The sequence below is a fragment of the Streptomyces sp. AK08-02 genome (genome assembly GCF_033795085.1).
In the GTDB taxonomy this organism is placed as follows: domain Bacteria; phylum Actinomycetota; class Actinomycetes; order Streptomycetales; family Streptomycetaceae; genus Streptomyces; species Streptomyces echiniscabiei.
This window is the reverse complement of sequence record NZ_JARAZV010000011.1, coordinates 178,878-200,933: the sequence shown is the minus strand read 5'-3', so window position 1 is coordinate 200,933 and position 22,056 is coordinate 178,878. Positions and strand designations below refer to the sequence as shown.

Genomic DNA, 22,056 nt, shown 5'->3' with positions numbered 1-22,056 from the left:
CATCCAGTAGAGATTACTGTTGATCACGGTACGTACATGGCAGGGAGGCGGCATGCCCATCGGCGGAGTCGGCGACGGCAGACCACAGCCTGTGGCCCCTGGCGTCTATCCGGTTGGGGTAAAGCTGGAGGAGCTGGCTCCGGGAGCGTGCATCACTGGCCTCAGCGCTTCCGGCCCCGTCACCGTGGTACGAGCGGACTGGCGCGGCAGCAGCGCGATGGAGGTCGTCTACCGAGACGATTCCGGCGCCTTCGGCAGCGTGTTTCTGTACCGAGAACACGAGGCGAACCTCACCCTGCACGCGCCCACCGCCCGCACCGGATTCACAGGCGATCCTTCTGCCTTCCGTCTGGCTGCTGAAGCCCTACGGCTCCGCATGGCGGGGCTCTTCGACCCCATGCTGGCTGTCACCACCTCCGACCTTGAGCCACTGCCTCACCAGATCCGCGCTGTCTACGGCGAGCTGCTGCCGCGAACACCGCTGCGTTTCCTGCTCGCAGACGACCCGGGCGCCGGCAAGACCATCATGGCCGGGCTGTACGTGAAGGAATTGCTGCTCCGCGGTGACCTGGAGCGCTGCCTGATCGTCGCCCCCGGCTCACTGGTCGAGCAGTGGCAAGACGAACTGTTCGACAAGTTCGGACTGCGGTTCGAGCTGCTCACCCGTTCCCTCGCCGAATCAACTCCGGACAGCAGCGTCTTCGAGCACCACCCCCGGCTGATTGCCCGCATGGATCAGCTGTCGCGATCGGAGGAGCTCCTGGAGCAGCTCCACGATTCGGACTGGGACCTGGTGGTCGTGGATGAGGCCCACCGGATGTCTGCACGCTGGTTCGGCAACGAGCTCAAGACCACCAAGAGATACCAGCTCGGGCAGTTGCTGGGCCGTATCGCCCGTCACCTGCTCCTCATGACCGCAACCCCGCACGCCGGCAAGGAAGACGACTTCCAACTCTTCCTCGCCCTGCTCGACTCGGACCGATTCGAGGGCAAGTACCGCGAGGGAGTCCACACGCTCGACACGGGTGGTCTGATGCGTCGCATGGTCAAGGAGGATCTGCTTACCTTCGAAGGCAAGCCTCTCTTCCCTGAGCGCCGCGCCTACACCGTTCCGTACGAACTGTCTCCTGCCGAGCACGAGTTGTACGAGGCTGTCACTCAGTACGTCCGCAACGAGATGAACCGCGCAGACAGGCTCCGGGCGGCTGGCGACGGGCGCCGGGGGAACACCGTCGGCTTCGCCCTCACCGTTCTCCAACGCCGTCTGGCTTCTAGCCCCGAGGCGATTCTCCGGTCCCTGCAGCGGCGCCGTGAACGCCTGGTCCGTCGCCATCAAGAGATGCTGGCGGGTCCCACCGGGCGCGCCCGATCGGAAGACCCTGAGCTCACCCGTCGTCTGAGCGCCATGAACGGCGATGACGACTGGCAGGAACGTCTCGACGACCTGGATGGCAACGAACTCGAAGAACTGGAAGAGGAAGTCCTGGACGCGGCCACCGCAGCCCGGACCGCCGCCGAGCTCACGGTCGAGATCAACCAGCTCGGTGAACTGGTCCGGCTAGCCTCACAGGTCCGGCTCTCCGGCACCGACCGCAAGTGGAGCGAGCTGCGCACCCTGCTGCAAGATCGGGACGAGATCCGCGATCACGACGGCAATCCCCGCAAGATCATCATCTTCACCGAGCACCGGGACACCCTCAACTATCTCGTGGAGCGCATCCGCAGTCTGCTCGGCCAGAACGAGGCGGTCCAACTGATTCACGGAGGCGTACGGCGCGAGGAGCGCCGCCGAGTCCAGGAGCTGTTCACCCAGGAGCGCGATGTCCGTGTCCTCGTGGCCACGGACGCCGCCGGCGAGGGCCTCAACCTGCAGCGCGCCCACCTGATGGTCAACTACGACCTGCCATGGAACCCCAATCGGATCGAGCAGCGCTTCGGCCGTATCCACCGAATCGGCCAGACCGAGGTGTGCCACCTGTGGAATCTCGTCGCCGCCGACACCCGTGAGGGCGCCGTCTTCCAACGCCTCCTGGACAAGATCGAACACCAGCGTCGCGCCTACCGTGGACAGATCTTCGACGTGCTCGGCGAAGCCTTCGAGGAACAGCCATTGCATCGGCTACTCATGGAAGCTGTCCGCTACGGCGATCAGCCCGAAGTTCGGGCCCGCCTGGACGAGGTCATTGACAGCACAGTCGGCGAAGGGCTCGACGAGCTGCTCGCGGAGCGGGCCCTTCACAGCGATCTCCTGGGCGAAACCGAGGTGGCCGAGACCCGGCTGCGGCTGGAAGAGGCTCGTGCCCGACGGCTTCAGCCTCACTATGTCGAGGCATTCTTCCGGGCGGCATTCACAGAACTCGGCGGTCGACTCGCGAAACGGGAGGCCGGCCGGTTCGAGATCACGAATGTACCGACTGTGCTGCTGAACCGTTCACCGCACCGTGGGCTGGCGGCCCCGGTGCTGCGTCGCTACGAGCGAATCGTTTTCGACCGCGAGCTGATCCGCCGACAGGGCCGCGCGGAGGCGGCCCTACTCGCCCCGGGCCACCCCCTGATGGATGCACTCGTGGATGCCACAGTCGAGCGGCACGCAGCCGTGCTCAAGGCCGGCAGTGTCCTCATCGACCGCGCCGACCCCGGCCGGAATCCGCGCCTGCTCGTCGCACTCACCCAGGAGATCACCGACGGACGTCCTCGCTCGAGAGTCGTCAGCAAGCGCTTCGACTTCGTCGAGCTCACCTCCGACGGCTCGGCGATCCCCGCCGGCCCTGCCCCCTACCTGGACTACGACCCTCCAACTGAGGAAGAAGCAGACCCGGTGGCGGAGGAAGCCGCCCGGTTCGCCGGACAGCCCTGGCTGGCCGATGGGCTGGAGGAGACGGCCATCGCCTGGGCCGCCGACCACGCGGTCCACGATCATCTGCGGTCTGTACGAGACCGGGTCGTGCCGGAGATCCGGCGCACCCGTGAACAGGTGCGACAGCGCCTCACTCAAGAGATCGACTTCTGGTACGCCCGTCATCTCGAGCTCCTCGACGCGCAAAGCCAGGGGCGCAAGCTGAAACTGCGCCCCGAGACCGCGCTACGCCGCGCGAGCGACCTGGAGGAACGGCTCAAGCGACGGCTGCACGAGCTGGATCTCGACGAACGTCTCCTGCCTCGTCCGCCTCGGGTGGCGGGTGGGGCGCTGGTGCTGCCCCAGGGGCTTGTCGATCGCCTACTCGGTCGACGGCTTGACTCTGCGGCGGTCACTGCTGCTGTGCGAGACACAGCTGCCGTCGAACGTCGAGCCGTCATGGCGGTGATCGACGCCGAGCAGCGCCTCGGCCGCCAGCCCGAAGAGATGCCGCCCAACAACAAGGGCTTCGACCTCCGGTCCTGGACGGCAGACGGCAGCGGCCTGCTGCACTTGGAGGTCAAGGGCCGGATCGCCGGAGCCCAGGACTTCACGATCACCCGCAACGAGGTGCTGCACGCCAAGAACGTCGGCGATCAGTACCGCCTCGCTTTGGTGTCGGTCTCCCCCGACGGGCCGGAGAACGACGAGGTGCGGTATCTGACCCAGCCGTTCCGCGAGACGAGTACGGACGACTTCAATGTGACCAAGTTCGTCTTCCACTGGAAGCGCATGTGGGAGCAGGGCGCGCACCCTCACTGACGCCTGTCACACCAGGGCAAAGCTGGATCAGCCGAAGGCAGAACGCTTGTCAGCAACACAGGCCATACTTGACGACTGAGCTGAGCGTTCCACGGACGTCTCTAGCCACCCCGCACCACCAGCCTCGCCCGAAGAGAAGAGCGCCCCGCATGACGACCACGCCCAAGCGCAAACTGATCGAGGTTGCGCTGCCGCTGGAAGCGATCAACCGCGAATCCGCGCGGGAGAAGTCCATCCGGCACGGGCACCCGTCGACGCTTCACCTGTGGTGGGCCCGTCGCCCGCTCGCCGCGTGCCGAGCGGTGCTCTTCGCCCAGCTTGTGGACGACCCTTCCTCTCACCCGGACAAGTTCCCGACGGAGGAGGCGGTTGCTGCCGAGCGCCAGCGGCTGTTCCGCCTCATTGAACGGCTTGTGGTGTGGGAGAACACCACGGACGACGCACTGCTGCGCGAGGCCCATGAGGAGATCCTGAAGTCCACGGACGGTAATCCGCCCCCGATCCTCGACCCTTTCGCCGGCGGCGGCTCCATCCCGCTCGAAGCCCAACGTCTGGGCCTTGAGGCTCACGCCTCGGACCTCAACCCCGTGCCGGTACTCATCAACAAGGCGCTAATCGAGATCCCACCGAAGTGGGCTGGCCAGCCGCCAGTGTTCCCAGGCGCGGCGGATGAAAAACTCGGTAAGGGCGAGCGCGCGGATGGCATGTGGCCAAAAGCCACAGGTTTGGCCGAGGACGTGCGCCGCTACGGCAAGTGGATGCGCGACGAGGCGGAGAAGCGGATCGGCCACCTGTACCCGAAGGCCGAGCTCGAAGACGGCGAAGAGGCCGACGTTATCGCTTGGATCTGGGCGAGAACCGTGAAGTGCCCAAACCCCGCATGTGGAATCCAGATGCCGCTGGTCAAATCCTGGTGGCTTGGAAAGAAGAAGGATAAGGAAGCTTACGTCGTTCCGCGGGTTCAAGATGGCCACGTTGTATTTGAAATCGGACACGATGCCAAGCAAGCCCCAAAGAAAGATACGGACGGCACCGTTCGACGCACAGGCGCGGTATGTATCGGCTGCGGCGAAGCTGTGCCCCTGAAACATGTTCGTGATGAGGGCAAGGCTGACCGGATGGGCCAACAACTGATGGCGATCGTTGCGGAAGGTAATCGTCGTCGGATCTATCTGCCGCCCAACGAGAAGCATGAGCAAGCAGCGCAAATTCCCCGCCCGGACAACGTTCCGGATACAGAGCTCCCCAAGGCAGCCCTGGGCTTCCGCGTGCAGGGCTACGGCATGACCCACCATGCCGACCTCTTCACCAGCCGCCAGCTCGCTGCGCTGACCACATACAGCACCCTCGTGCGAGAGGCCCGAACTCTCGCACATAGGGACGCAGCCGAATCCGGATTGCCGTCAGGGGCGGGGCTGGAAGCAGGCGGCAAGGGCGCCGAGGCATACGCGGACGCGGTAGCGACTTATCTAGCATTCGCCGTCAGTCGCACTTCTGACTATTGTTCCACAATTACCACCTGGGCTAGCAACCCACAGATGGAGATCCTGCGGGGAGCATTCTCTCGCCAAGCCGTGCAGATGACGTGGGATTTCGCTGAGGGGAACGTCTTCGGCCCGTCTTCGGGAACTCTGGAAATCATGATTCCTGCCGTTTGCAAACCCCTTGAAAGACTACCCGCAAAGGGTTCATCTTCCGTCACCCAGCGCGACGCCTCGACGCGGCCATTTACCGGGGTCCTCGTTTCCACGGATCCGCCATATTACGACAATGTCGGCTATGCCGACCTCTCGGACTTCTTCTACGTTTGGCTCCGGTCAACGCTTGGAACCACAATGCCGAGCATTCTCGGAACCATGCTCACACCCAAGCGTGAAGAACTAGTTGCGGACCCTTTCCGGCATAATGGGAAAGCTGAAGCCGAGAAATTCTTCGAGTCCGGATTCGACCGAATCTTCGAGAGGATTCGAATCGACGCATATCCGGATGCCCCAATTTCAGTCTTCTACGCCTTCAAGCAATCCGAGACTGATGATCACGGCGAAGCATCGACAGGCTGGGAAACCCTGCTAGCTGGCCTGCTTCGCTCAGGCTGGGCCGTGACTGGGACTTGGCCGGTTCGCACCGAAAGAGCCGGTAGGACGCGCCACAATGCAAGCAATGCCCTAGCTTCCTCGATTGTTCTTGCTTGCCGGCCTCGGCCGGAGAGCGCTGAAACGACCACTCGAAGCGCCTTCCTCACCGCCCTCAAAGACGAGATGCCGGAGAAGCTCGGCGAGCTTCAACAAGGCGCAATCGCTCCGGTCGACCTAGCCCAGGCGGCTATCGGCCCCGGCATGGCCGTCTTCTCCCGCTACGCCCAGGTTCTTGAGTCCGATGGAAAGCCGATGAGCGTGCGTTCCGCGCTAATCCTCATCAACCAGGCCCTCGACGAAGTCCTGTCCGAGCAAGAAGGCGACTTCGACTCCGACACCCGGTTCTGCGTCCAATGGTTCAAGAACTTCGGCTGGAACGAAGGCTCCTTCGGCGACGCCGACAACCTTGCCCGCGGCCGCAACACTTCCGTCGAGGGCGTCCAACGCGGTGGTGCCTTCCGAGCCGTCGCCGGCAAGGCAAAACTGCTGCCCTTCTCTGAGCTGCCCTCCGACTGGCATCCAGAGACCGACGAGCGCATCAGCCTCTGGGAGGTCGTCCTGCACCTCGCGAAGGCCCTGGACGAAGAAGGCGGGGACGCCGCAGCCCGCCTCATGGCAGCCGCTCGCGCCCGCGTCGACATGGACGTCGCCCAGGAGCTGGCATATCTGCTTTTCGCCATCTGCGAGAAGCGCGGCCTGGCTCAGGACGCGATCCTTTTCAACGGCCTCGGCCAATCCTGGTCCGATCTGACCGCTGCTGCGCGCAAGCAGGCGGCCTCCGCTCCGAAGCTAATTCAGGACGGGTTCACGTTCGACGAGGAATAGCAGCTGCGAGACGTAGCACGATAGACATCAACACCAGAAGGACGACAAGGACGGGGACGAGGACAGGCGATGGCAATCAGCAACCGGGACCGTGTGAATCGCGGGTTCGAGCTGTTGGCGCAGGGACTGGAGCCCTTCGTCGACGAGATCATGACAGCCGCCACGCCCGACGGGAGCGACTGGATCAAGGTCCTCGAGGCTCGCGATACCCAGAAGTTCGGAACGAACCGGGTCTACGCCAAGTCTGACCCAGCTGTACTCCTCAAGGTCATCACCGAGGAGTGGCGGGCGGGGTTCAAGGACAAACTCTCCCGCGGTGAGCAGTCCATCGCCTCCCTCCTCCGCGATCATCGCAACAAGTGGGCGCACAACGAGCGGTACAGCCCCGAAGATGCCGCGCACGTCCTCGACCTGGTCGAGCGGTTGCTGGCGGCGGCCGGTGACACCGAGCGGGCAGCAGCTGCACGCAAGGAGAAGCAGAACCTCCTGCGGGCCATGTACGAGACCGAGACCCGCGAGGCGGTAAAGGAGTCGGCCCGGGCAGCGGTAGGCGTCCCCGGCTTGGTCAGGGGCCAGAGCATCAAACCCTGGCGCGAGATCATCCGCCCACACCGCGATGTGGCCTCCGGAAACTACGCCTCCGCTGAGTTCGCCGCCGACCTGGATGGCGTGAAGCGCAACGAGGGTAGCGAGGAATACACCGACCCTGTCCGGTTCTTCGAGCGCACCTACCTCACCGAGGGACTGTGTGACCTGCTCACCCGGGCGGCGCGACGACTCTCCGGCGACTCCAACGCCAGCCCCGTTATCAACCTCCAGACCAACTTTGGTGGGGGCAAAACCCACTCGATGCTGGCGTTGTACCACCTAGCGTCCGGGACTCCGCTCGCCGATTTCCCGCAGGAGCTCCACGACTTGATCGCGGACTCTGGTGTCGCCTGGGACTCCGTAGGCGAGGTGAAGCGGGTCACCCTCGTCGGCAATCGGATCCGGCCTGCCAAGGGAGACCTCAAGGACGACGGCACCCACGTCAACACGCTCTGGGGCGAGCTCGCCTGGCAGCTCGGCGGGCGGGAGGCGTACGACCGGATCGCGGAGGACGACGAAGCCGGCACGAACCCCGGCCGGGCACTGCAGGAGTTGATCGCCGACTACGGCCCCTGCCTCATCCTCATCGACGAATGGGTCGCCTACGCACGTGAGTTGTACGGCAAGGATGACCTGCCCGCCGGCACCTTCGACAGCCAGTTCACATTCGCCCAGACCTTGACCGAATCGGTCAAGGCGGTCCCCGGCGCACTTCTCGTCGTCTCCATTCCGGCATCGCACAAGGCGGACGGCAGCGACGCAGACTCGACCGGCGCCAGTGATCTGGAGATCGGTGGTCTGCATGGTCAGGCCGCCCTCAAGCGGCTGCAGAATGTCGTACGCCGCGTGGCCGACCCCTGGCAGCCGGCCACCGCCGAAGAGTCCTTCAGGATCGTTCGACGCCGACTCTTCGAAGCGACCGACGCCGACAGCAAGGTTGAAATCGCTGCTGTGGCAAGGCAGTTCGTCGAGTTCTACCGCTCGAAGCAGGGCGAGTTCCCCCGCGAATGCTCCGAACCGGCGTACGAGGACCGGATCAAGGCCGCCTACCCGATACACCCCGAGCTCTTCGACCGCCTCTACAAGGACTGGTCGACCCTGGAACGGTTTCAGCGCACCCGCGGCGTGCTGCGCATGATGAGCACCGTCGTCCACGCGCTGTGGGCAGCGAACGACCCAGGGCCCCTCATCATGCCCGGCTCGATCCCGCTCCAGGATGCGAAGGTCGTCAGCGAGCTCAACCAGTACCTCGACGACGAGTGGAAAGTCATCATCTCCACCGACGTCGACGGAGACGGGTCCGTCCCCGTCCGGATCGACGAGGAGCGCACAACCTTCGGCCAGCGGCGGCTCACCCGCCGGCTCGCCCGCACGGTGTACTTCGGCTCAGCACCTACCCTGCGCAGCGATCACAAGGGCATCGACCGGCAATATGTGTGGCTGGGTACGGCCGTACCCGGCGACACGATCGGGAATTTCGGCTCCGCCCTCGACTTGCTCAGTCAGCGCACCACGTTCTTCTACCCGGAAAGCGGGCGCTACTACTACAGCACCCAGGCGTCCATCACGCGCCATGTTCAGGATGCAGCAGAGGCGCTGCGCGACCGTCCCGAGGAAGTCTGGGCGGAGATCGCCGACCGCCTCAACCGGACCCAGAGGCAGCCCTCCGGAGACTTCGCTCGGGTTCACACTGCCCCGGATGGCACCGCTGACGTGCCGGACCTGGAAGAGGCCCGGCTGGTCCTCCTGCACCCCAAGTTCTTCCACAGCAAGGGGGAAAAGGACACCAAGGCACTGGAGTTCGTCAAGAAGTGCCTCAAGCAGCGCGGCACTGCCACGCGGGTGAACGTTAACCAGCTGGCGTTTCTCGCTCCTGATGATCGGCGCCTCGAGGAGCTCGAAGACGCCGTACGCGATTACCTTGCATGGAAGGACGCGTACGCGCAGCGAGGGGAAGCCGGACTGAACCTCACTGCGCAGCAGGCCGGACTCGCCGAGAGCCGGTGCGCCCAGGCGGACGAGACGGTCAACCTGAGGATCGCGGGCACGTACACCTGGTTGATCGTGCCGAAGCAGCCACAGGGCGACAAGGAGTACGTACTCGGCCCGATCCGCTGCGAAGGCAGCGAAGACAGGCTCGCTGTACGGGCTTCCAAGGTGCTGGTGAGCGCAGGCCAGTTCACCACGGTGTTCGGTGCGCTCAACATCCGGCTGGACCTCAACTCCCACTTGCGGCCAGTCTGGGAGTCCGGACACATCTCGCTCGGTGCACTGTGGAACTACTACCGCAAGCATCCCTACCTGATGCGACTTCGGGACCGGTCCGTACTTGAACAGGCCGTGCTGTCCGTACTGTCGGAGGGAATCACCTGGGAAGCCGAGGGATTCGCGCTCGCCGAGGGATACGACGAAGCAAGCGGCACGTACGTCGGTCTCTCTCTGCCCATGCAGGATTCCTTCGGTCTGCCAACCGACGCCACCCTGCTCGTCAAGCCCGAGCAGGCGAACGAGCAGCGGCAAAGAGATCTGGCCGAGGCGGCTCGTAGAACAGCAGAACGTGAGGCCGCTGCGCGGGCAGCCAGCGATTCGTCAACAACCGATGACGCCGACACCTCCAGTGAGGGCAACCCCGCCGACGTCCCCACGAGGCAAGCGACTCCACCTGCTCCGGAGCCAGAGCCGATCCGGAACGTCCGTTTCTTCGGCTCGTATCCAGTGGATGCAGAGCGCAGCGGTCGTGACTTCGCAAAGTTCGTCGAGGAGATCCTTCCGCACCTGCGGTCTGCTCCTGGGGCCGAGGTACGTATTCGCCTGGAGATCGAGGCGCACAGCAAGGACGGCTACTCGGACGACAAGGTCCGAGTTGTCACCGAAAATGCCCGCACCCTGAAGTTCGAGCAGTACGGCTTCGAGGACGAATAGCCCAGACGATGCGCTCGGCGGCCGCGAATCTTGGACCCACGGCCGCCGAGTGCACGGCTCTCTGCCCAGTCACCAATGACCGGCGAGATAACGGGCTCTTCGCAGTTGAAGGTGTAGCCGCGGGGCGTGCGGTGCGCGCGTCGGTGGCCGGGTAGGGGTCGACGTTTCTTCCGTGATGGAGACTCTTGCGCCGCTCACCCCAACTACCCTCAGCTGCCAGGAGTCACGACAGGGGCGGGCGATGGACAACGAGATTCAGCTGATCAGTGACGGCGATGGACTTGGGGTCATCGGGAGCCCGGCGGATGTCGAGCGCTTCCTCGCCTCGGAGGGACTGTTGTCGTTGTCGAAGGACCTCGGATTGCGAAGGCTCGGACCTCTCCTCCGTATCGGGGCTGGCGTCGCCCAGGCAGGTTCCGAAATCGCTGCCCACTCAAGTCGCTGGCTGAAACTGACCGAGGAGTCCGCGCATCTTTACAAGAAGTACGGGCTGATGGAGAGCAAGACGCCAGGCGTCAGCTACGCGATGGTGGGGAAACCGGGCTCAATCAAGTCATGGCTCCAGATCGCGGAGGGGCCCGGCTCGTTCCTGACCAACCCGGCGATTCTCTCTGGTGCCGCGGGGATCATGGCGCAGCTCGCGAGGCAGCATGAGATGAACGAGATCAAGAGATATCTCGCGACGATCGACAAGAAGGTCGACGACGTGCTCCGCGACCAGAAGAACTCCGAGTTGGCGAGAGTGATCGGGGCGGGCTTCGACATCGAGTCCGCCATGACCGTTCGGGAGCAGACGGGTCGGGTCGACGCGATCACGTGGTCGACGGTGCAGGGCAGGACCCATACGATCACAGACGCCCTGGGGTGGACGTTGCTTCAGCTCGACGCACTCGCGGAGAGGGTGGAGAGCACGACCAAGATCGGTGATCTCGCCAGGACTGCCGAGGAAGCAGAGTCCGAGGTCCGGGAGTTGCTCATCGTTCTGGCTCATTGCTTCGAACTGCAGGACGCGCTCGACGTGCTGCGACTGGACCGGGTGCTGGACGAGTCTGCGAACGAGCTGGACGGGCATCGCCTTGCGCTGAATGCTGACCGGCAGAAGCGGCGGGAACGCATCTCACGGGAGACCGAGCACCTGATGGCCCGCATGGATGCGGCTGCCGGTACAGCCGACTCGAATGTGCTGCTGCACTCGACCACGTCCCGGGCTGTGGTGGGCTCGATCAACCGTGTCGGGATCGCCGTCGATGACTTCCACGGGCCGCTCGGAATCGAGTGCGGGCGGCATTCGTTGGAGGCGACACGCTGGTGGGACGCGGCCCGGGACCCGGGGCAAGTGAAGAACGCGGCCGCGGAGGTGGGTCGCAACCCGCTCGTCAGAGTGGGTATAGCGGGTCTCAGTCTGGGGGCGGCGGTTTTGGCGAAGAACGCGAAGAAAATTGGGTAAGTGAGCGTCAGCCGTATGCGCTCTCGGGTTGGACTGGACAAGCGAGTCCCTCCCGCTGGGTATGCCTCGACGGGCTCGACTCGGCTCGGCGATCGCCGCACGCCCCGCGGCTACACCCTCAACTGCGAAGAGCCAGATAACGGTTGTTACAGGGGCGCGCTCGATTCATGGCTGGTCAGCACTTTGGCCAGCCGATCTTCGAATGAGCTCCCCTCGACACGCTGCTTTTCCGGGCCGACGAACTGCCGCCACCGCGACGGATGCCTCGGCGTGCCAGCGACCATCCAGACCTTCCGTAGACCACGGCCATCCACGTGCATACGCACCCATGCGGCCTGCTCCTTGAGAAGTCTTCCCACGACACCGGTGATCCTCCCGGTACCCCAGGCGAACAGAACCTCATCAGCCCCTTCGATCGCTTCGGACAGCTGCCGACGGGACCTTTCGAGGTCCTGCTCCGTCACGATGAGGCTGGCCAGCTGTGTCTGGTCCTTGGACTGGAGATCGATCAGATTGGCCAACCTCAGCTCAGTGCAGCCGGTCAGCGGTAGCGCGGCTAGCAGATTGCGGTGCGAGATCGTATCCACTGCGGGACGCAGGGGCGGGTTGAGCAAAATCGCGCACAGCATCCGCTGATCGGCTCCGGAAACAGCGACCGGGGCGGTCATGGCACCTCAATCGTGGCAGTCTTCAGCCGGACGAACTGCCGACTCCTGATGGTACGACGCCCACCAATTGCGCAGGTCGGCGAGTTCTGAAACGTCACCGATGGGCGAGTGCCAGGTAGTCGCCGAGGGTCTTCGTGGTAGGTGAACGTCCGCGACATACAGGACCGGCATCACAATCAAGGTGACCATCGTCCAGACCTGGACCGGGTTGTTCCGGTTATTGCTGGTGCTGGTGCTGGCGATGGCGGTCGCCTTGTCAACGGCGCTCATGACAAAGTGGCGCTATGACGGTCGACGAGCTGTTGAGTCTGCTTGGCTCGGTGCGCCGTGCGCAGATCGGCAACCGCCGTGCCCCTCACAAGCCGCTGCTCCTGCTGTGGTTGCTCGGGCGGTACACCGCTTACGGCAGCACCACGGTTACGTACGACGAGGCCGAAGAGTCAGTCAGCCGCCTGATCAACGACTTCGGGCCTGCGGTGCTGAGCCGGCCGAGGGCGCGGGAACGGGCCGCGATGCCGTTCGTGCACCTGGAGCGGGATCTCTGGGACCTGCGGGGGAACGACGGCGAGCCCATCGGGTCAGATGCCCCCGAGCGCGGGAGCTGGCTCCGCAAACAGGGGGCTCACGGTCGACTCCACCCGCGTATCGAGCACCTACTGGCCGACCCCGCCACCCTCGCAAGCGCAGCCCGCCTTCTACTCGACCAGCACTTCACTCCCGCTCTCGAAGGACCCATCTGCGCGGCTGCCGGTCTCGATCTGACCTCCGTCGAGGACGCGGCGTACCAGCTGGTCGCGAAGAAGAAGCGGGCACGCCGAGGCGGCTTCGCCGAGGAGGTTCTGCAGGCGTACGCCTTCGCCTGCGCGATGTGCGGGTTCGACGGAGCGCTGGGCCGTAACCCGGTCGGGCTCGAAGCCGCCCATGTCCGATGGCACAGCCAGGACGGGCCGGACGAGGTGAACAACGGGCTGGCACTGTGCGCGCTCCACCACGCGCTCTTCGACCTCGGAGTACTCGGTCTGACGGCCAACCTGGACATCCAGGTGTCTCAGCTGTATGTAGCCCGCAGTCCGGCCGGGCAGGCCATAGACACCCTCCACGGCCTCCCCCTCGCCACACCCCGGCCTGGGCAACCAGCCGTCTCCGCGGACTTCGTCATCTGGCACGGTCTCCAGGTCTTCAAGCGGACCAGCACTCAGACCGCCGCGTAGATCATCGAGCTCGTCGTCGCTGCAGAGGAACCGGGGCGAGGTAGTCGGCTTCCGCTGAGCCGTCCCCTTCGATGGCCGCAATCTGGCGCTCGAGCGCCTTGACGTTCTCCGCGTTGTTGACGGTGGCGACCCCTTGGACTGTGACGGCCAGAGGGTCGGAGATCAGTGCCGCCTTGCGCTCACGGAGGACCTCGGTGGCCACGGCCTGGAGTGCGCCGAGGCGCTGGTAGCGGATGTCCAGCTCAGCGCGGTCGGCTTCGCCCAGTTCGGAGCGGAGGTAGGCGTATTCGGCGTCGGTGAGCGTCACGGTGTCTCGGCCTTGGTACGGCGGGGCTGGCGGGGCGGTTCCGGGGCCCAGGCGTCGGGGTGAGTGATCTGGTCGGCGATTGCTGAGTTGGTGATCTCCGTGCCCGGCTGGAGAAGCAGGGTCTCGTGCGAAGCGGGGTCGGTGACGAAGACCGCTGCGGCGAGGGTGCGGGCCGCGGGCATCAGAGGACCTTCGCGGTGATGTGGATGTCCGGGACGTACAGGATGGGCATGGCGACCGCGGCGCCCTTCGTCCAGACCTGGACCGGGTCGTCCTGAGAGCCCTGGGTGATGACGATGCCGGGGGCGTCCTCACGGGTGATCGCCGGGTTGGTACCGGAGGACAGGACCAGGGACTCGGCGGTGACGCCGTACTGGGTCTCCGCCCAGGACTGCGGGTTCGGCGGGAGGAGGATCCAGCGGTCCTCGGGGATGACGCGCTGGTAGGTGTCGTCGACGGAGATCTGGACGTCGTAGACGGTGATCGGCGGGAGGTTGTAGCGGGCGCGGACGACCTCGACCTCGTTCGGGGCGAGGACCGCGGTGGGGGTCGTCGAGCCGTTCACGCTGCCGTAGTACGCCGCCCGGTAGGCGTCGTTCGCAGCGAGGGTCGCGCGGGCCTTGTACGAGGTGATGACGCGGGCCGGGAGCGGGGCACCGATGGAGCGGAGGTACTCGATCCATCGGAGTTCATCGGCGAGGGAGTCGCTGGTCGGGTCGGACCAGGGCTTCGCTGCCGTGGGCATGTTGGCTGCCGGGACGCCGAAGTCAGCTTCCAGATGGAGGCCGTTCTCACCGTTGAGGGTGAAGATCCCGTCGGTGAGGAGGTCGCCGGCGGCCAGTTCCATGCGGTTGTGGATCGACTCGACGTGACGCTCGATGTCGTCGTAGAGCAGCTCGACGAACTCCGTGGCGTCGGCGCCGCGGGAGGTGTCGAGAAGGATCTGTTCGAGTTCGCCGATCAGCAACTTCTGGCCGAGTGGCGGGAGCATGCCCTCCGTGATGATCTTCTCGGCCTGGCGGCGGGCCACGGCGGTCTGGGCGTCGTACGCGCGGAACTTCGCGGCGTTTACGCGGCGCTTGCTGCTCCTGATCCTGAACTTGACGGAGTTCAGGCGCCGTTCGGGCATGACCGTGCGGGTCAGCTCGTAGTCGGCTGGAGTGGTCATGGTGCGGGCGAAGGCGTTGATGTCGGCGGCGTCGATGTCGCGCAGCAGGGTGTCGAGCATGGTCAGTGCGGCTCCTCAGATGAAGTGGATCTGCGCGGTCGACTGGGCGATGTCCGCCGGGTTGAGGCCGCCGGGGATGTGAGCGGCCGCGATGACGCCGTGCCACAGCAGGGCCGCCCCGGCGCGAGTACTGGTCGGGGCGAAGGGGACTTCGGCGAGCAGGACGCCGGTGAAGGCGGCGCGGCCGTCAGTGGCGGCCTTGTCCCACGGTCCGTACAGGCCGGTGGCGGTGATGCGGCCGAGCGGGATGCCGGAGAGGAAGGTGTTGCGCGCCTGGAGGAGGCTGCTGGGCCTGTAGTGCGTGCCGCTCGTGAACAGGGCGATGTCGAGGGTGACGGTGAGCGGGGTGTCGAGTCCGTGCCGGGAGGCCAGCCAAGGGCGGTCCGCGGTGGTGGATTCGGAGTAGGTGATCGGCTGAAGATCCACGCCGGGTTCCTTCGGGCAGGCCGGGCGAGCGGCGAGTCCGTACGGTCACCGGGCGGTGCCGTCGTCCGCGGGTGGGTGGCGGGGCGCGGTCCCCGTGTGGCGTCAGGTGTTGCTGAGGTGGCCGCGGCGGCGGGCGATGTCCAGGCCCAGCGAGCCGGGGCGTGAAGGAGTTCCGCCAGTGCGCGGCGGGATGCCGCCGGACGGGCTGCCCGAGGGCGGGAGCGGCGCGGGAGTCGAGGGCTGCTGCTGGCCGAAGAGTTCGGGGCGGCGCTGCTTCAGGTCCTCGGCTGCCTGAGTGAGGGCGGCCGTGTCGGCGTCGAGGTCTGCGGCTCGGCTGAGCAGGAGGACGGCGTCGTCCAGGTCGTTGCCGGTGGCGCCGAGACCGACGAGAAGTGCCCGGCGGGCGGCGTCCCGTTCGCGGGCTACGGCAGCCGACTCACGCTGCTCGGCCTGCCGTTCGCGTTCGGCGGCGGTCTGCTCGCGGCGCTCGACCTCGGACAGCTGGGCCTGTTCGGCGTCCTTGCGCTCCTGCTCGGCCTGGCGCTGGGACTCGATGAAGTCGGTCAGGGCCTTGGCGGAGTCGAAGCCGAGGTTACCGAGGAGGTCGCGTACGCCCGCACGGCGGCCCTGGTCCTTCTCCCGGGCATAGCGGCGGGACAACTCCTCCTGGGGAATGGTGACCGTCGCATTTCCGACTTCACCCGTCGGGGCCGGATCGCCCGTCGGCGGGTCACCAGGATCACCGGAGGAGGCGCCGAGGATCGGCAGGATCGGGCGGCCGTCGCTGCGGAACCCGAGTGGTGCGAGCGGCAGTGGTGGCCGCACGGCGGATTCAGGGTGCTTGGTCATCGGCGGGCTCCTCGCCCAGACGCCCCCGCGTCGGCGCGCAGTCTAACCAGACCCGTCCTGTTCCGGGCCACACGTACCAGCGGGAAGATCCCCCGTATCTACGCTGCCTCGTCATCCACCTCTTCGTCTTCATCTTCATCCCGGCCCCCTTGAGCCGCTGTTGGCGTACGACCCTCAATACGTGCCACCTCCAGCGCTGCGTCATCGATGGGGAAGCCCGCATCGACGAGCATCCGTACACCCGTCTCCAGCGACAGCACACCGGCCGCGACGCCCTTGGTCACCAGGTCGAGGATGCCCGCCCGGTCAGTGGGCAAGTAGGAGCCGAGAGCAATGGACGCCTGCGGCTGCTGGCCTGGTGGGAGCACCCCGCCGGCCTGGTACAGACGCAGCACCATCTTCAGCAGCAGCGGATACTTCGCCGCACGAGCCAGCCTCATGGAGCGGACCATCGCGTCCAACGGGCCGAAGCTGAGCTGGATCGCGTACCCGGAGGGGGCCTGGGAGACTTCCATGGTGCCCAGGACGCTGGCCGGCAAGCGGGTCACCACCGACAGGCGATCCCGCAACGTGTCGACGTACGAGCGGAGTTCGGCAAGCTGGGTGGAGGTGTCCACGGTGGTGAGCTGGCCGCTGTCGCCGAGGGGCCAGACCATGCCCGGCTCGACCTGTACGGGCAGGGGCTGGCCGGACTTGCGGTCTACGGGCAGCCGAGCGCCGGAAAGGCCGATGATCGGCGAGCCGGTGGTGGCAGAGGCGCGCTGGCTGTCGGTGTCAGCCGCGCCGAGGTCGTCGATGAGTTGGGCGGCCTTCATCAGGCTGGACTGGCCGAAGTGTTCGGCGCCGTTGATGGTGTTCGGCACGTGGACTACCGGGATGAAGTCCAGTTGCAGATCGAGGTGGTCGAGGACGTCTCCGTCCGCGTTCGTATGAAACCGGGCCTTCCTCAGCGACAGGGAATCGACGTTGCTGGTCCGGTCCACTTGGTCCAAGTCCCACTCGGCGTCGGTCAGATAGCAGGTGAGTGCGCTGGGCTGCGCCGACCACGGGTACGTGCGCGTCACCGGCTCGCCTTCGCCGATCGGGCCGAGCTCGTAGGTGACGCGACGCAGCGTGCCTTTGCTCCCCGTCGCCGGGTCGGCCGCGGTCTCCCAGGCGAGGTGGATACGCGCGGGATACTCGTCGGCGTCGATCGCGCCGTCCGGCAGTACGGGGAAGTAGAAGCCGGGGTCGATCGTCTTGAGCACCGGTCGTCCCTTCTCCCGCGACCAGGCCATGAGGTACACGGAGTCCCCGAGTAGCACCGCGTTGCGCTCCGCGTACTGCATCCGCATCCACAGGTGTTCGGAGTCCGCCCAGTCCCGCAGCAGCGTCTCCGCATCCTGCGCTGCCTGGTCTGCCTCTTCTGCTCCTGCGACGACGATCTGCTGCGTCTCACCGAGCAGGTGTGTCAGCGTCTGGTCAACGATGAGCGCCGGGTCCCCGTATTCGCGCCGGTCCGCGCCGTCCTCGCCGAGCAGCGCGGCTGCCTGGTTCGTGTCGTACGCGGCGAGCACTGTGTACGCGGCCAAGCGACGGAGGTCGACTTCCGGCACCCAGGATGCGCCGGCATGGCCGGGCAGCCGTCCGGAGCGGCCGTCCGCGGCTTGCCGGAACGCCGGCTTGTAGGACAGCGCTCCCCAGGTATCGATGATCAAGTCGCGCCACCGTCGCATCCGCCGCTCCCTGTAGGTGCTCTGAAGTTGGCGGAGCCTAATGCGCGCCGCCTGATCCAGCGCACCTCGAACCACACTCCGCCGATCAGCCGAGGGCGGGGAGTGCGGTGCGGGAGCTACGGGAGTACCAACGGCAGGCCGGGCGGACGGCGGTCAGCGGTGCCACGTACTCGCCTTGTTCGAACGGGAGTTGACCGGGTCAGCCAGAATCTCGGCGATGAGCGTCCCGCCGCTCCCGGGGACCCACCCGCCGGGCCTGAGCGGCTGGGCCAGCCGCTTCACGCGTTTGCCGCAAGGTTTGCAGTGCCGTTCGCCCTGCCTCGCAGTGCTCCCGCACGCGACGCACGCGGTGGGGGGCTTGGGGACCTTCTTCGCCGTTGCCGTCTTCCGTGCCTTCTCGCGCCCCTGTGAGCGAGCGGCTTTCAGGGCGGCCTCACCCAGTTTCCGCTGCTCTGCCTTCTTCTGATCGACACGACTGCTGCACAGTCGGCAGAGGCCGCGGCCGTCTCGCGCGATCTTCCCGCATGCGGCGCAGGACGCCTTGTCCCCGCTACTGACGCCCGGCCCACCCACCAGACCGGTACGGCCGCGCGGTTCCCTCGGCGCACTCACCTGCTTCGCGCACGGACGGCAGCGCCCCGTGCCACGCCGAGCCGGATTGCCGCACTTCACGCACCGCTGCTGGTCCATTGGCCCCACCCCCGCAGTCTCCCCAGACTGTTGGCGTGACTCTAATACGCAGGTGTCGCGAGCAAAGAGGTTTCTTGAGTAGAAGCTCAGGCCATCTGTCGGCGAGGCGCTGCACCGAACAGTCTGGGCTACCTGCGCCCGTCAAGGCGGCCGTCCGCAGGTCGCGTCGGTGATCCAGGCACCGAGACATCCAAGAACAGGTCCGTCAGCGCCCACACACAGGAGTCGAGAAGGTCCGGCGACTTCTCCTCATGCTCGGACGCACCGACGTACGTCGTCATCTGCTCCTCCAGCGTGGCAAAGGCGCGCGGCGAGCCGGCATGGCTGATGCGCGACTGCTCGTACAGCATCGCCACCGGGGCCGCCCGTGCGCGCTTGTTGCGGGTGGCGTGGACGATGCGCCACTGGACCGTGGGGTCGACCTCGGTGAGGAGGGCGGGGAGGTACTCGCCGCCGTTGTTGGCCTCGATGACCACGCAGTCGGCCTGGTGCTCGTGGTAGAGCGCGGCGGCTCTGCGCATCGCAGCAGTGGGGGTGTACCGGTCCTGCTCGGCGTGGAGGACGTAGCCGCGGGGGCGACGGTCGCCGTACATCTGCTCCAGCGGGTAGGAGCGGCCGGCCACCGTGAAGGCGGTGAAGTCCGCGCTGTCGGTCGTCGTGACGGCCGGGTCGACGGCGACGACCAGACGTTCCAGGGGCGGGACCGCGTGGCGGGCGACGCGGAAGCCCTCGACCTCGAACATCCACTGCTTCCACAGGGCGCCTTCGACGTCTTCGAGGAGCACACCGTCGAGTTCCTGGCTGCCGAGACGGGTGCCGCCGTACTCGGAGTCAAGTTCGGCGAGGGCGGCGTCGGAGAGGTTGGCGCGGTTGTCCTCGGTGCGGCCGGTGGTCAGGACGACGGAGGAGTTGGGGCGGCGCCCGCGCTCCACGAGGCGTTTGACGTGCGGGAGCGGCTTGGGCGTCGTGGAGATGACGACCTGCGGGGCCGGGGCTTCGCGCAGGCAGAACCAGAGCATGTCGTACACGGACTGGGCGGTGTGCCGGTTCCAGGCGGCGTACTCGTCGAGCCAGCCCTTGTCGAAGGCGAAGCCGCGGAGGTTGTCCGGGGTCTCGGCGCCGAAGCCGTAGATCGCGGAGCCGTTCTTCAGGCGGAGGATGGTCAGGCCGTTGCCGGGGCTGTAGCGGCGGATGTCCTCGGGCGGGATGACAGACAGCAGGCCGGACTTGGGAGACTCGAAGCAGATCTCCTTGACCAGGGTGGCGTTCTTCGCGACGACCGCGATCAGAGTGCCGGGCTTCGACGACCACTCCCGTACGGCCTGAGCCGCGGTGAAGGTCTTGCCCCAGCCTCGACCCGTCAGCATCATCCACGCCGTCCACTCGCTGGGCGGGACACGCTGCGCGGCGCGGGCGTGGTGGTGGAGCCAGCCCTCGTGGGGCAGGCCGTCACAGTCGGGGCGGTCACAGGACCAGCGGCGGGCGGAGTGCGCGTCGGCTTCGAGGAGGGCAGTGATCTCGGCGTGGAGATGGGCATCGGAGATGCCTGCCGGGTCCGGGAGGCCGGCGGGGCGGCCGGTCATGGCTGGCTGCCGTCCGTCGCTCCGATGCGGGAATCGAGCTCGCGGCGCAGCTGTTCCATGCGGGCGCGGCGCTCCTCGTCGGTCAGTTCGCTGACGTCGGGGATGTCCGGGGTTCCGTTCGTGGTGGCGGCTTCGGCGAGGTCGATTCCGTATGCCTGGCGCTCGATACGGACAGTGGCCTCCAGCCAGCGGATGACGTCCGAGGGGCTGAGCCGGGACGGATCGAGCTGCTGAAGCTGGGCGACGATCTTGGCTTGGGCTGCGGTGGCCAGCCGGGCGTGCCGGCGTGCGACCTCGCGGGATGCCTGTTGCCGCTCGGCGCGCCAGAGTCGGTCCTGTTCGCGATCCCATGCCTCGGCCCGGATCACCCACTGGTGACTGGTCGACCAACGCTCGACCAGGGTGCGGGCCTTGCGGAGGGTGCCGGCGACCTTGCTGATGCTGCGCGAGAGCCCGAGATCGCGGTAGCAGGCAAACGCCTCCCACGCGGCGGCCGATTCGCCCGGCTGCCGCTCCCATGCCTCGGCGCTGCCCGCCATCGGACCCGTGTACTCCTACCTGGTGTCTCGTGCCCTCTCGTACGCGGCAAGCTCCTCCGAAGTACCGACGAAGGCGGGGCCGCAGTCCGGCGGCAGCCGCTCCACGACCATCGCGATCGCCGCCTCCACGGTGTCCGCGTGGCCGACGGACTCAGCGCGGCTCGGCCCCGAAACCAGGAACCGCCCGTCCTTCGCCGGAGCGACGTACGGGATGTCCCACGTGTGGCGAACCTGCGTGCACCGGCTGAAGTGCAACTCCCACATCCCCGTCCACGGGAACAACTGCCGCAGCTGCGGCTCCGCGTATGCGGCCCGCACCATCTCGGCGTAGGGCTCCACGAATTGCGAACCCACCAGCCGAGTGGGGTCCTCCGCGGTCATCAGGATCTGCCGCCAGGCGGCTTCAACGAGATCGGTCATGCCGTCATTCTCCGCAGTAACGGATCTCGCAGCCCCAGGTGTTCCAGCAGGTCCGCGCAGTCGGCCGGCCCCGTGGCCCGCGCGGCGGTCACGAGGGCGGCCCTGCGGCGTACGTGGTCGGGCAGCGGGGTGACGGAGACCGTGCGCTCCCACGAGTTGGCGTCCCTGGCGAGGTTCACGGTGTACTCCCTTCGGTGAGGTCGTCCGGTTCCAGTTCGCCGGCGAGGAGGCACGCGAGTTGGTCGGCGAGGCGGGACGGTTCGTCCGCGAGGTGTTCGGTCAAAGTGCGGGCCATCCGGGCGGCTGCCCGGTGGACGGTGACCAAGTGGTCCAACTCGGCGTGGAGTCGGTTCAGTTCGGAGGTGTACGGGCCGTTCACGTGTCGGGACACCTGAAGGTCGGCGGCAGTACGGCACGTTGGCGGGCGGGGCCAAGAACACGCAGCACGGTGGGCAGATCGCGGGGTCGCCACAGCGCGACTTCGAAGCCGCTGCTCGCCAGGTGCGCGAGCCAGACGCGCTGGGCGGGGCGGATGCGGCCGGTGTCGGTCTTGAACTCGACGAAGAGCGTGCGCTGTTGGGTGAGGTGTCCGAAGACCTCGTCCGGCCAGCCCGGGTCAGAGCGGCGCGAGTCCGCGGTGTGGTACTGGAGCGTCCAGCCGTAGCGGGTCGCGACCTCGCGGACCTGGCGGCGCCACTGCTCCTCGTCCGCGCCGACCGCGTGCTCAGGGGAGGTGTCGGGCACGGGGAACCGTTCGGCTTCCAGCCGCTCCAGCGGCCCGTACCGTTCGGCGAGCAGCTTGCGGTACAGCGCGTCGTTCGCTGTCCGGGTGGTGCTCATTGATC

19 protein-coding genes are annotated in these 22,056 nt (G+C 66.5%); 5 read left to right on the top strand and 14 right to left on the bottom strand.

From position 1 onward, the window contains the following. Window positions 1-52: 52 nt before the first annotated feature. The 4 genes from PV734_RS23835 to PV734_RS23820 all read left to right on the top strand — a co-directional run bounded on the left by PV734_RS23835 (window position 53) and on the right by PV734_RS23820 (window position 11,575). Window positions 53-3,658 carry a helicase-related protein gene (locus PV734_RS23835; RefSeq protein WP_319291628.1) on the top strand — a complete coding sequence of 1,202 codons (3,606 nt, stop codon included), beginning with the start codon at window positions 53-55 and terminating at the stop codon, window positions 3,656-3,658. A gap of 149 nt (window positions 3,659-3,807) precedes the next feature. Beyond that, complete coding sequence (locus tag PV734_RS23830; protein ID WP_319291626.1) at window positions 3,808-6,618, top strand: DUF1156 domain-containing protein; 2,811 nt, start codon at window positions 3,808-3,810, stop codon at window positions 6,616-6,618. Window positions 6,619-6,687: 69 nt separating this feature from the next. Beyond that, complete coding sequence (locus PV734_RS23825) at window positions 6,688-10,128, top strand: Swt1 family HEPN domain-containing protein (protein WP_319291623.1); 3,441 nt, start codon at window positions 6,688-6,690, stop codon at window positions 10,126-10,128. Window positions 10,129-10,369: 241 nt separating this feature from the next. Further along, a complete protein-coding gene (locus PV734_RS23820; protein WP_319291620.1) occupies window positions 10,370-11,575 on the top strand; it encodes a hypothetical protein in 1,206 nt (401 codons plus the stop codon). Window positions 11,576-11,721: 146 nt separating this feature from the next. On the opposite strand, the gene PV734_RS23815 is transcribed toward PV734_RS23820, so the two are convergent. Together PV734_RS23815 and PV734_RS23810 are read right to left on the bottom strand one after the other, a co-directional pair. Continuing rightward, window positions 11,722-12,243, bottom strand: a complete 522-nt coding sequence (locus tag PV734_RS23815) for a DUF1643 domain-containing protein (protein WP_319291617.1) — start codon at window positions 12,241-12,243, stop codon at window positions 11,722-11,724. 6 nt (window positions 12,244-12,249) lie between these two features. After that, complete coding sequence (locus PV734_RS23810; RefSeq protein WP_319291614.1) at window positions 12,250-12,513, bottom strand: hypothetical protein; 264 nt, start codon at window positions 12,511-12,513, stop codon at window positions 12,250-12,252. Between the two features lie 14 nt (window positions 12,514-12,527). On the opposite strand from PV734_RS23810, the gene PV734_RS23805 reads away from it, so the two are divergent. After that, a complete protein-coding gene (locus PV734_RS23805; RefSeq protein ID WP_319291611.1) occupies window positions 12,528-13,454 on the top strand; it encodes a phosphorothioated DNA-binding restriction endonuclease in 927 nt (308 codons plus the stop codon). Window position 13,455: 1 nt separating this feature from the next. Here the strand turns inward: PV734_RS23805 and PV734_RS23800 are convergent, their stop codons facing one another. From PV734_RS23800 to PV734_RS23745, 12 genes are all read right to left on the bottom strand, one after another. Next, window positions 13,456-13,761, bottom strand: coding sequence for a hypothetical protein (locus PV734_RS23800; protein ID WP_319291609.1), 306 nt, complete (start codon window positions 13,759-13,761; stop codon window positions 13,456-13,458). Beyond that, window positions 13,758-13,943 carry a hypothetical protein gene (locus tag PV734_RS23795; protein ID WP_319291607.1) on the bottom strand — a complete coding sequence of 62 codons (186 nt, stop codon included), beginning with the start codon at window positions 13,941-13,943 and terminating at the stop codon, window positions 13,758-13,760. The genes PV734_RS23800 and PV734_RS23795 overlap by 4 nt, the downstream gene beginning before the upstream one ends. Next, complete coding sequence (locus PV734_RS23790; RefSeq protein ID WP_319291604.1) at window positions 13,943-14,989, bottom strand: major capsid protein; 1,047 nt, start codon at window positions 14,987-14,989, stop codon at window positions 13,943-13,945. Before PV734_RS23790 ends, PV734_RS23795 begins: the two co-directional genes overlap by 1 nt. 15 nt (window positions 14,990-15,004) lie before the next feature. Continuing rightward, window positions 15,005-15,415, bottom strand: a complete 411-nt coding sequence (locus PV734_RS23785; protein ID WP_319291601.1) for a head decoration protein — start codon at window positions 15,413-15,415, stop codon at window positions 15,005-15,007. A 102-nt stretch (window positions 15,416-15,517) separates the two neighbouring features. After that, the gene (locus PV734_RS23780; RefSeq protein ID WP_319291598.1) at window positions 15,518-16,264 is read right to left on the bottom strand and encodes a hypothetical protein; all 747 of its coding nucleotides are present in this window, start codon (window positions 16,262-16,264) and stop codon (window positions 15,518-15,520) included. A gap of 98 nt (window positions 16,265-16,362) precedes the next feature. Further along, window positions 16,363-18,054: a hypothetical protein gene (locus PV734_RS23775; RefSeq protein ID WP_319291596.1), complete on the bottom strand. Its 1,692-nt coding sequence runs from the start codon at window positions 18,052-18,054 to the stop codon at window positions 16,363-16,365. Between the two features lie 743 nt (window positions 18,055-18,797). Further along, the gene (locus PV734_RS23770) at window positions 18,798-20,252 is read right to left on the bottom strand and encodes a terminase large subunit domain-containing protein (RefSeq protein ID WP_319291594.1); all 1,455 of its coding nucleotides are present in this window, start codon (window positions 20,250-20,252) and stop codon (window positions 18,798-18,800) included. After that, window positions 20,249-20,791: a hypothetical protein gene (locus PV734_RS23765; protein ID WP_319291591.1), complete on the bottom strand. Its 543-nt coding sequence runs from the start codon at window positions 20,789-20,791 to the stop codon at window positions 20,249-20,251. Before PV734_RS23765 ends, PV734_RS23770 begins: the two co-directional genes overlap by 4 nt. A 15-nt stretch (window positions 20,792-20,806) precedes the next feature. Beyond that, the gene (locus PV734_RS23760; RefSeq protein ID WP_319291588.1) at window positions 20,807-21,211 is read right to left on the bottom strand and encodes a DUF6193 family natural product biosynthesis protein; all 405 of its coding nucleotides are present in this window, start codon (window positions 21,209-21,211) and stop codon (window positions 20,807-20,809) included. Then, window positions 21,208-21,390: a hypothetical protein gene (locus PV734_RS23755; RefSeq protein WP_319291585.1), complete on the bottom strand. Its 183-nt coding sequence runs from the start codon at window positions 21,388-21,390 to the stop codon at window positions 21,208-21,210. Before PV734_RS23755 ends, PV734_RS23760 begins: the two co-directional genes overlap by 4 nt. Further along, window positions 21,387-21,590: a hypothetical protein gene (locus tag PV734_RS23750; RefSeq protein ID WP_319291582.1), complete on the bottom strand. Its 204-nt coding sequence runs from the start codon at window positions 21,588-21,590 to the stop codon at window positions 21,387-21,389. Before PV734_RS23750 ends, PV734_RS23755 begins: the two co-directional genes overlap by 4 nt. Next, entirely contained in the window at window positions 21,587-22,051 is a 465-nt protein-coding gene (locus PV734_RS23745) for a VRR-NUC domain-containing protein (protein ID WP_319291579.1), read from the bottom strand. Before PV734_RS23745 ends, PV734_RS23750 begins: the two co-directional genes overlap by 4 nt. Window positions 22,052-22,056: the final 5 nt, after the last annotated feature.

What these genes read in the sequence shown, in the direction of transcription:
- PV734_RS23790 (WP_319291604.1), bottom strand. Translation starts at nt 14,989, where the DNA reads ATGCTCGACACCCTGCTGCGCGACATCGACGCCGCCGACATCAACGCC.
- PV734_RS23830 (WP_319291626.1), top strand. Translation starts at nt 3,808, where the DNA reads ATGACGACCACGCCCAAGCGCAAACTGATCGAGGTTGCGCTGCCGCTG.
- PV734_RS23760 (WP_319291588.1), bottom strand. Translation starts at nt 21,211, where the DNA reads ATGACCGATCTCGTTGAAGCCGCCTGGCGGCAGATCCTGATGACCGCG.
- PV734_RS23825 (WP_319291623.1), top strand. Translation starts at nt 6,688, where the DNA reads ATGGCAATCAGCAACCGGGACCGTGTGAATCGCGGGTTCGAGCTGTTG.
- PV734_RS23815 (WP_319291617.1), bottom strand. Translation starts at nt 12,243, where the DNA reads ATGACCGCCCCGGTCGCTGTTTCCGGAGCCGATCAGCGGATGCTGTGC.
- PV734_RS23770 (WP_319291594.1), bottom strand. Translation starts at nt 20,252, where the DNA reads ATGACCGGCCGCCCCGCCGGCCTCCCGGACCCGGCAGGCATCTCCGAT.
- PV734_RS23820 (WP_319291620.1), top strand. Translation starts at nt 10,370, where the DNA reads ATGGACAACGAGATTCAGCTGATCAGTGACGGCGATGGACTTGGGGTC.
- PV734_RS23765 (WP_319291591.1), bottom strand. Translation starts at nt 20,791, where the DNA reads ATGGCGGGCAGCGCCGAGGCATGGGAGCGGCAGCCGGGCGAATCGGCC.
- PV734_RS23745 (WP_319291579.1), bottom strand. Translation starts at nt 22,051, where the DNA reads ATGAGCACCACCCGGACAGCGAACGACGCGCTGTACCGCAAGCTGCTC.
- PV734_RS23780 (WP_319291598.1), bottom strand. Translation starts at nt 16,264, where the DNA reads ATGACCAAGCACCCTGAATCCGCCGTGCGGCCACCACTGCCGCTCGCA.
- PV734_RS23835 (WP_319291628.1), top strand. Translation starts at nt 53, where the DNA reads ATGCCCATCGGCGGAGTCGGCGACGGCAGACCACAGCCTGTGGCCCCT.
- PV734_RS23795 (WP_319291607.1), bottom strand. Translation starts at nt 13,943, where the DNA reads ATGCCCGCGGCCCGCACCCTCGCCGCAGCGGTCTTCGTCACCGACCCC.
- PV734_RS23805 (WP_319291611.1), top strand. Translation starts at nt 12,528, where the DNA reads ATGACGGTCGACGAGCTGTTGAGTCTGCTTGGCTCGGTGCGCCGTGCG.
- PV734_RS23810 (WP_319291614.1), bottom strand. Translation starts at nt 12,513, where the DNA reads ATGAGCGCCGTTGACAAGGCGACCGCCATCGCCAGCACCAGCACCAGC.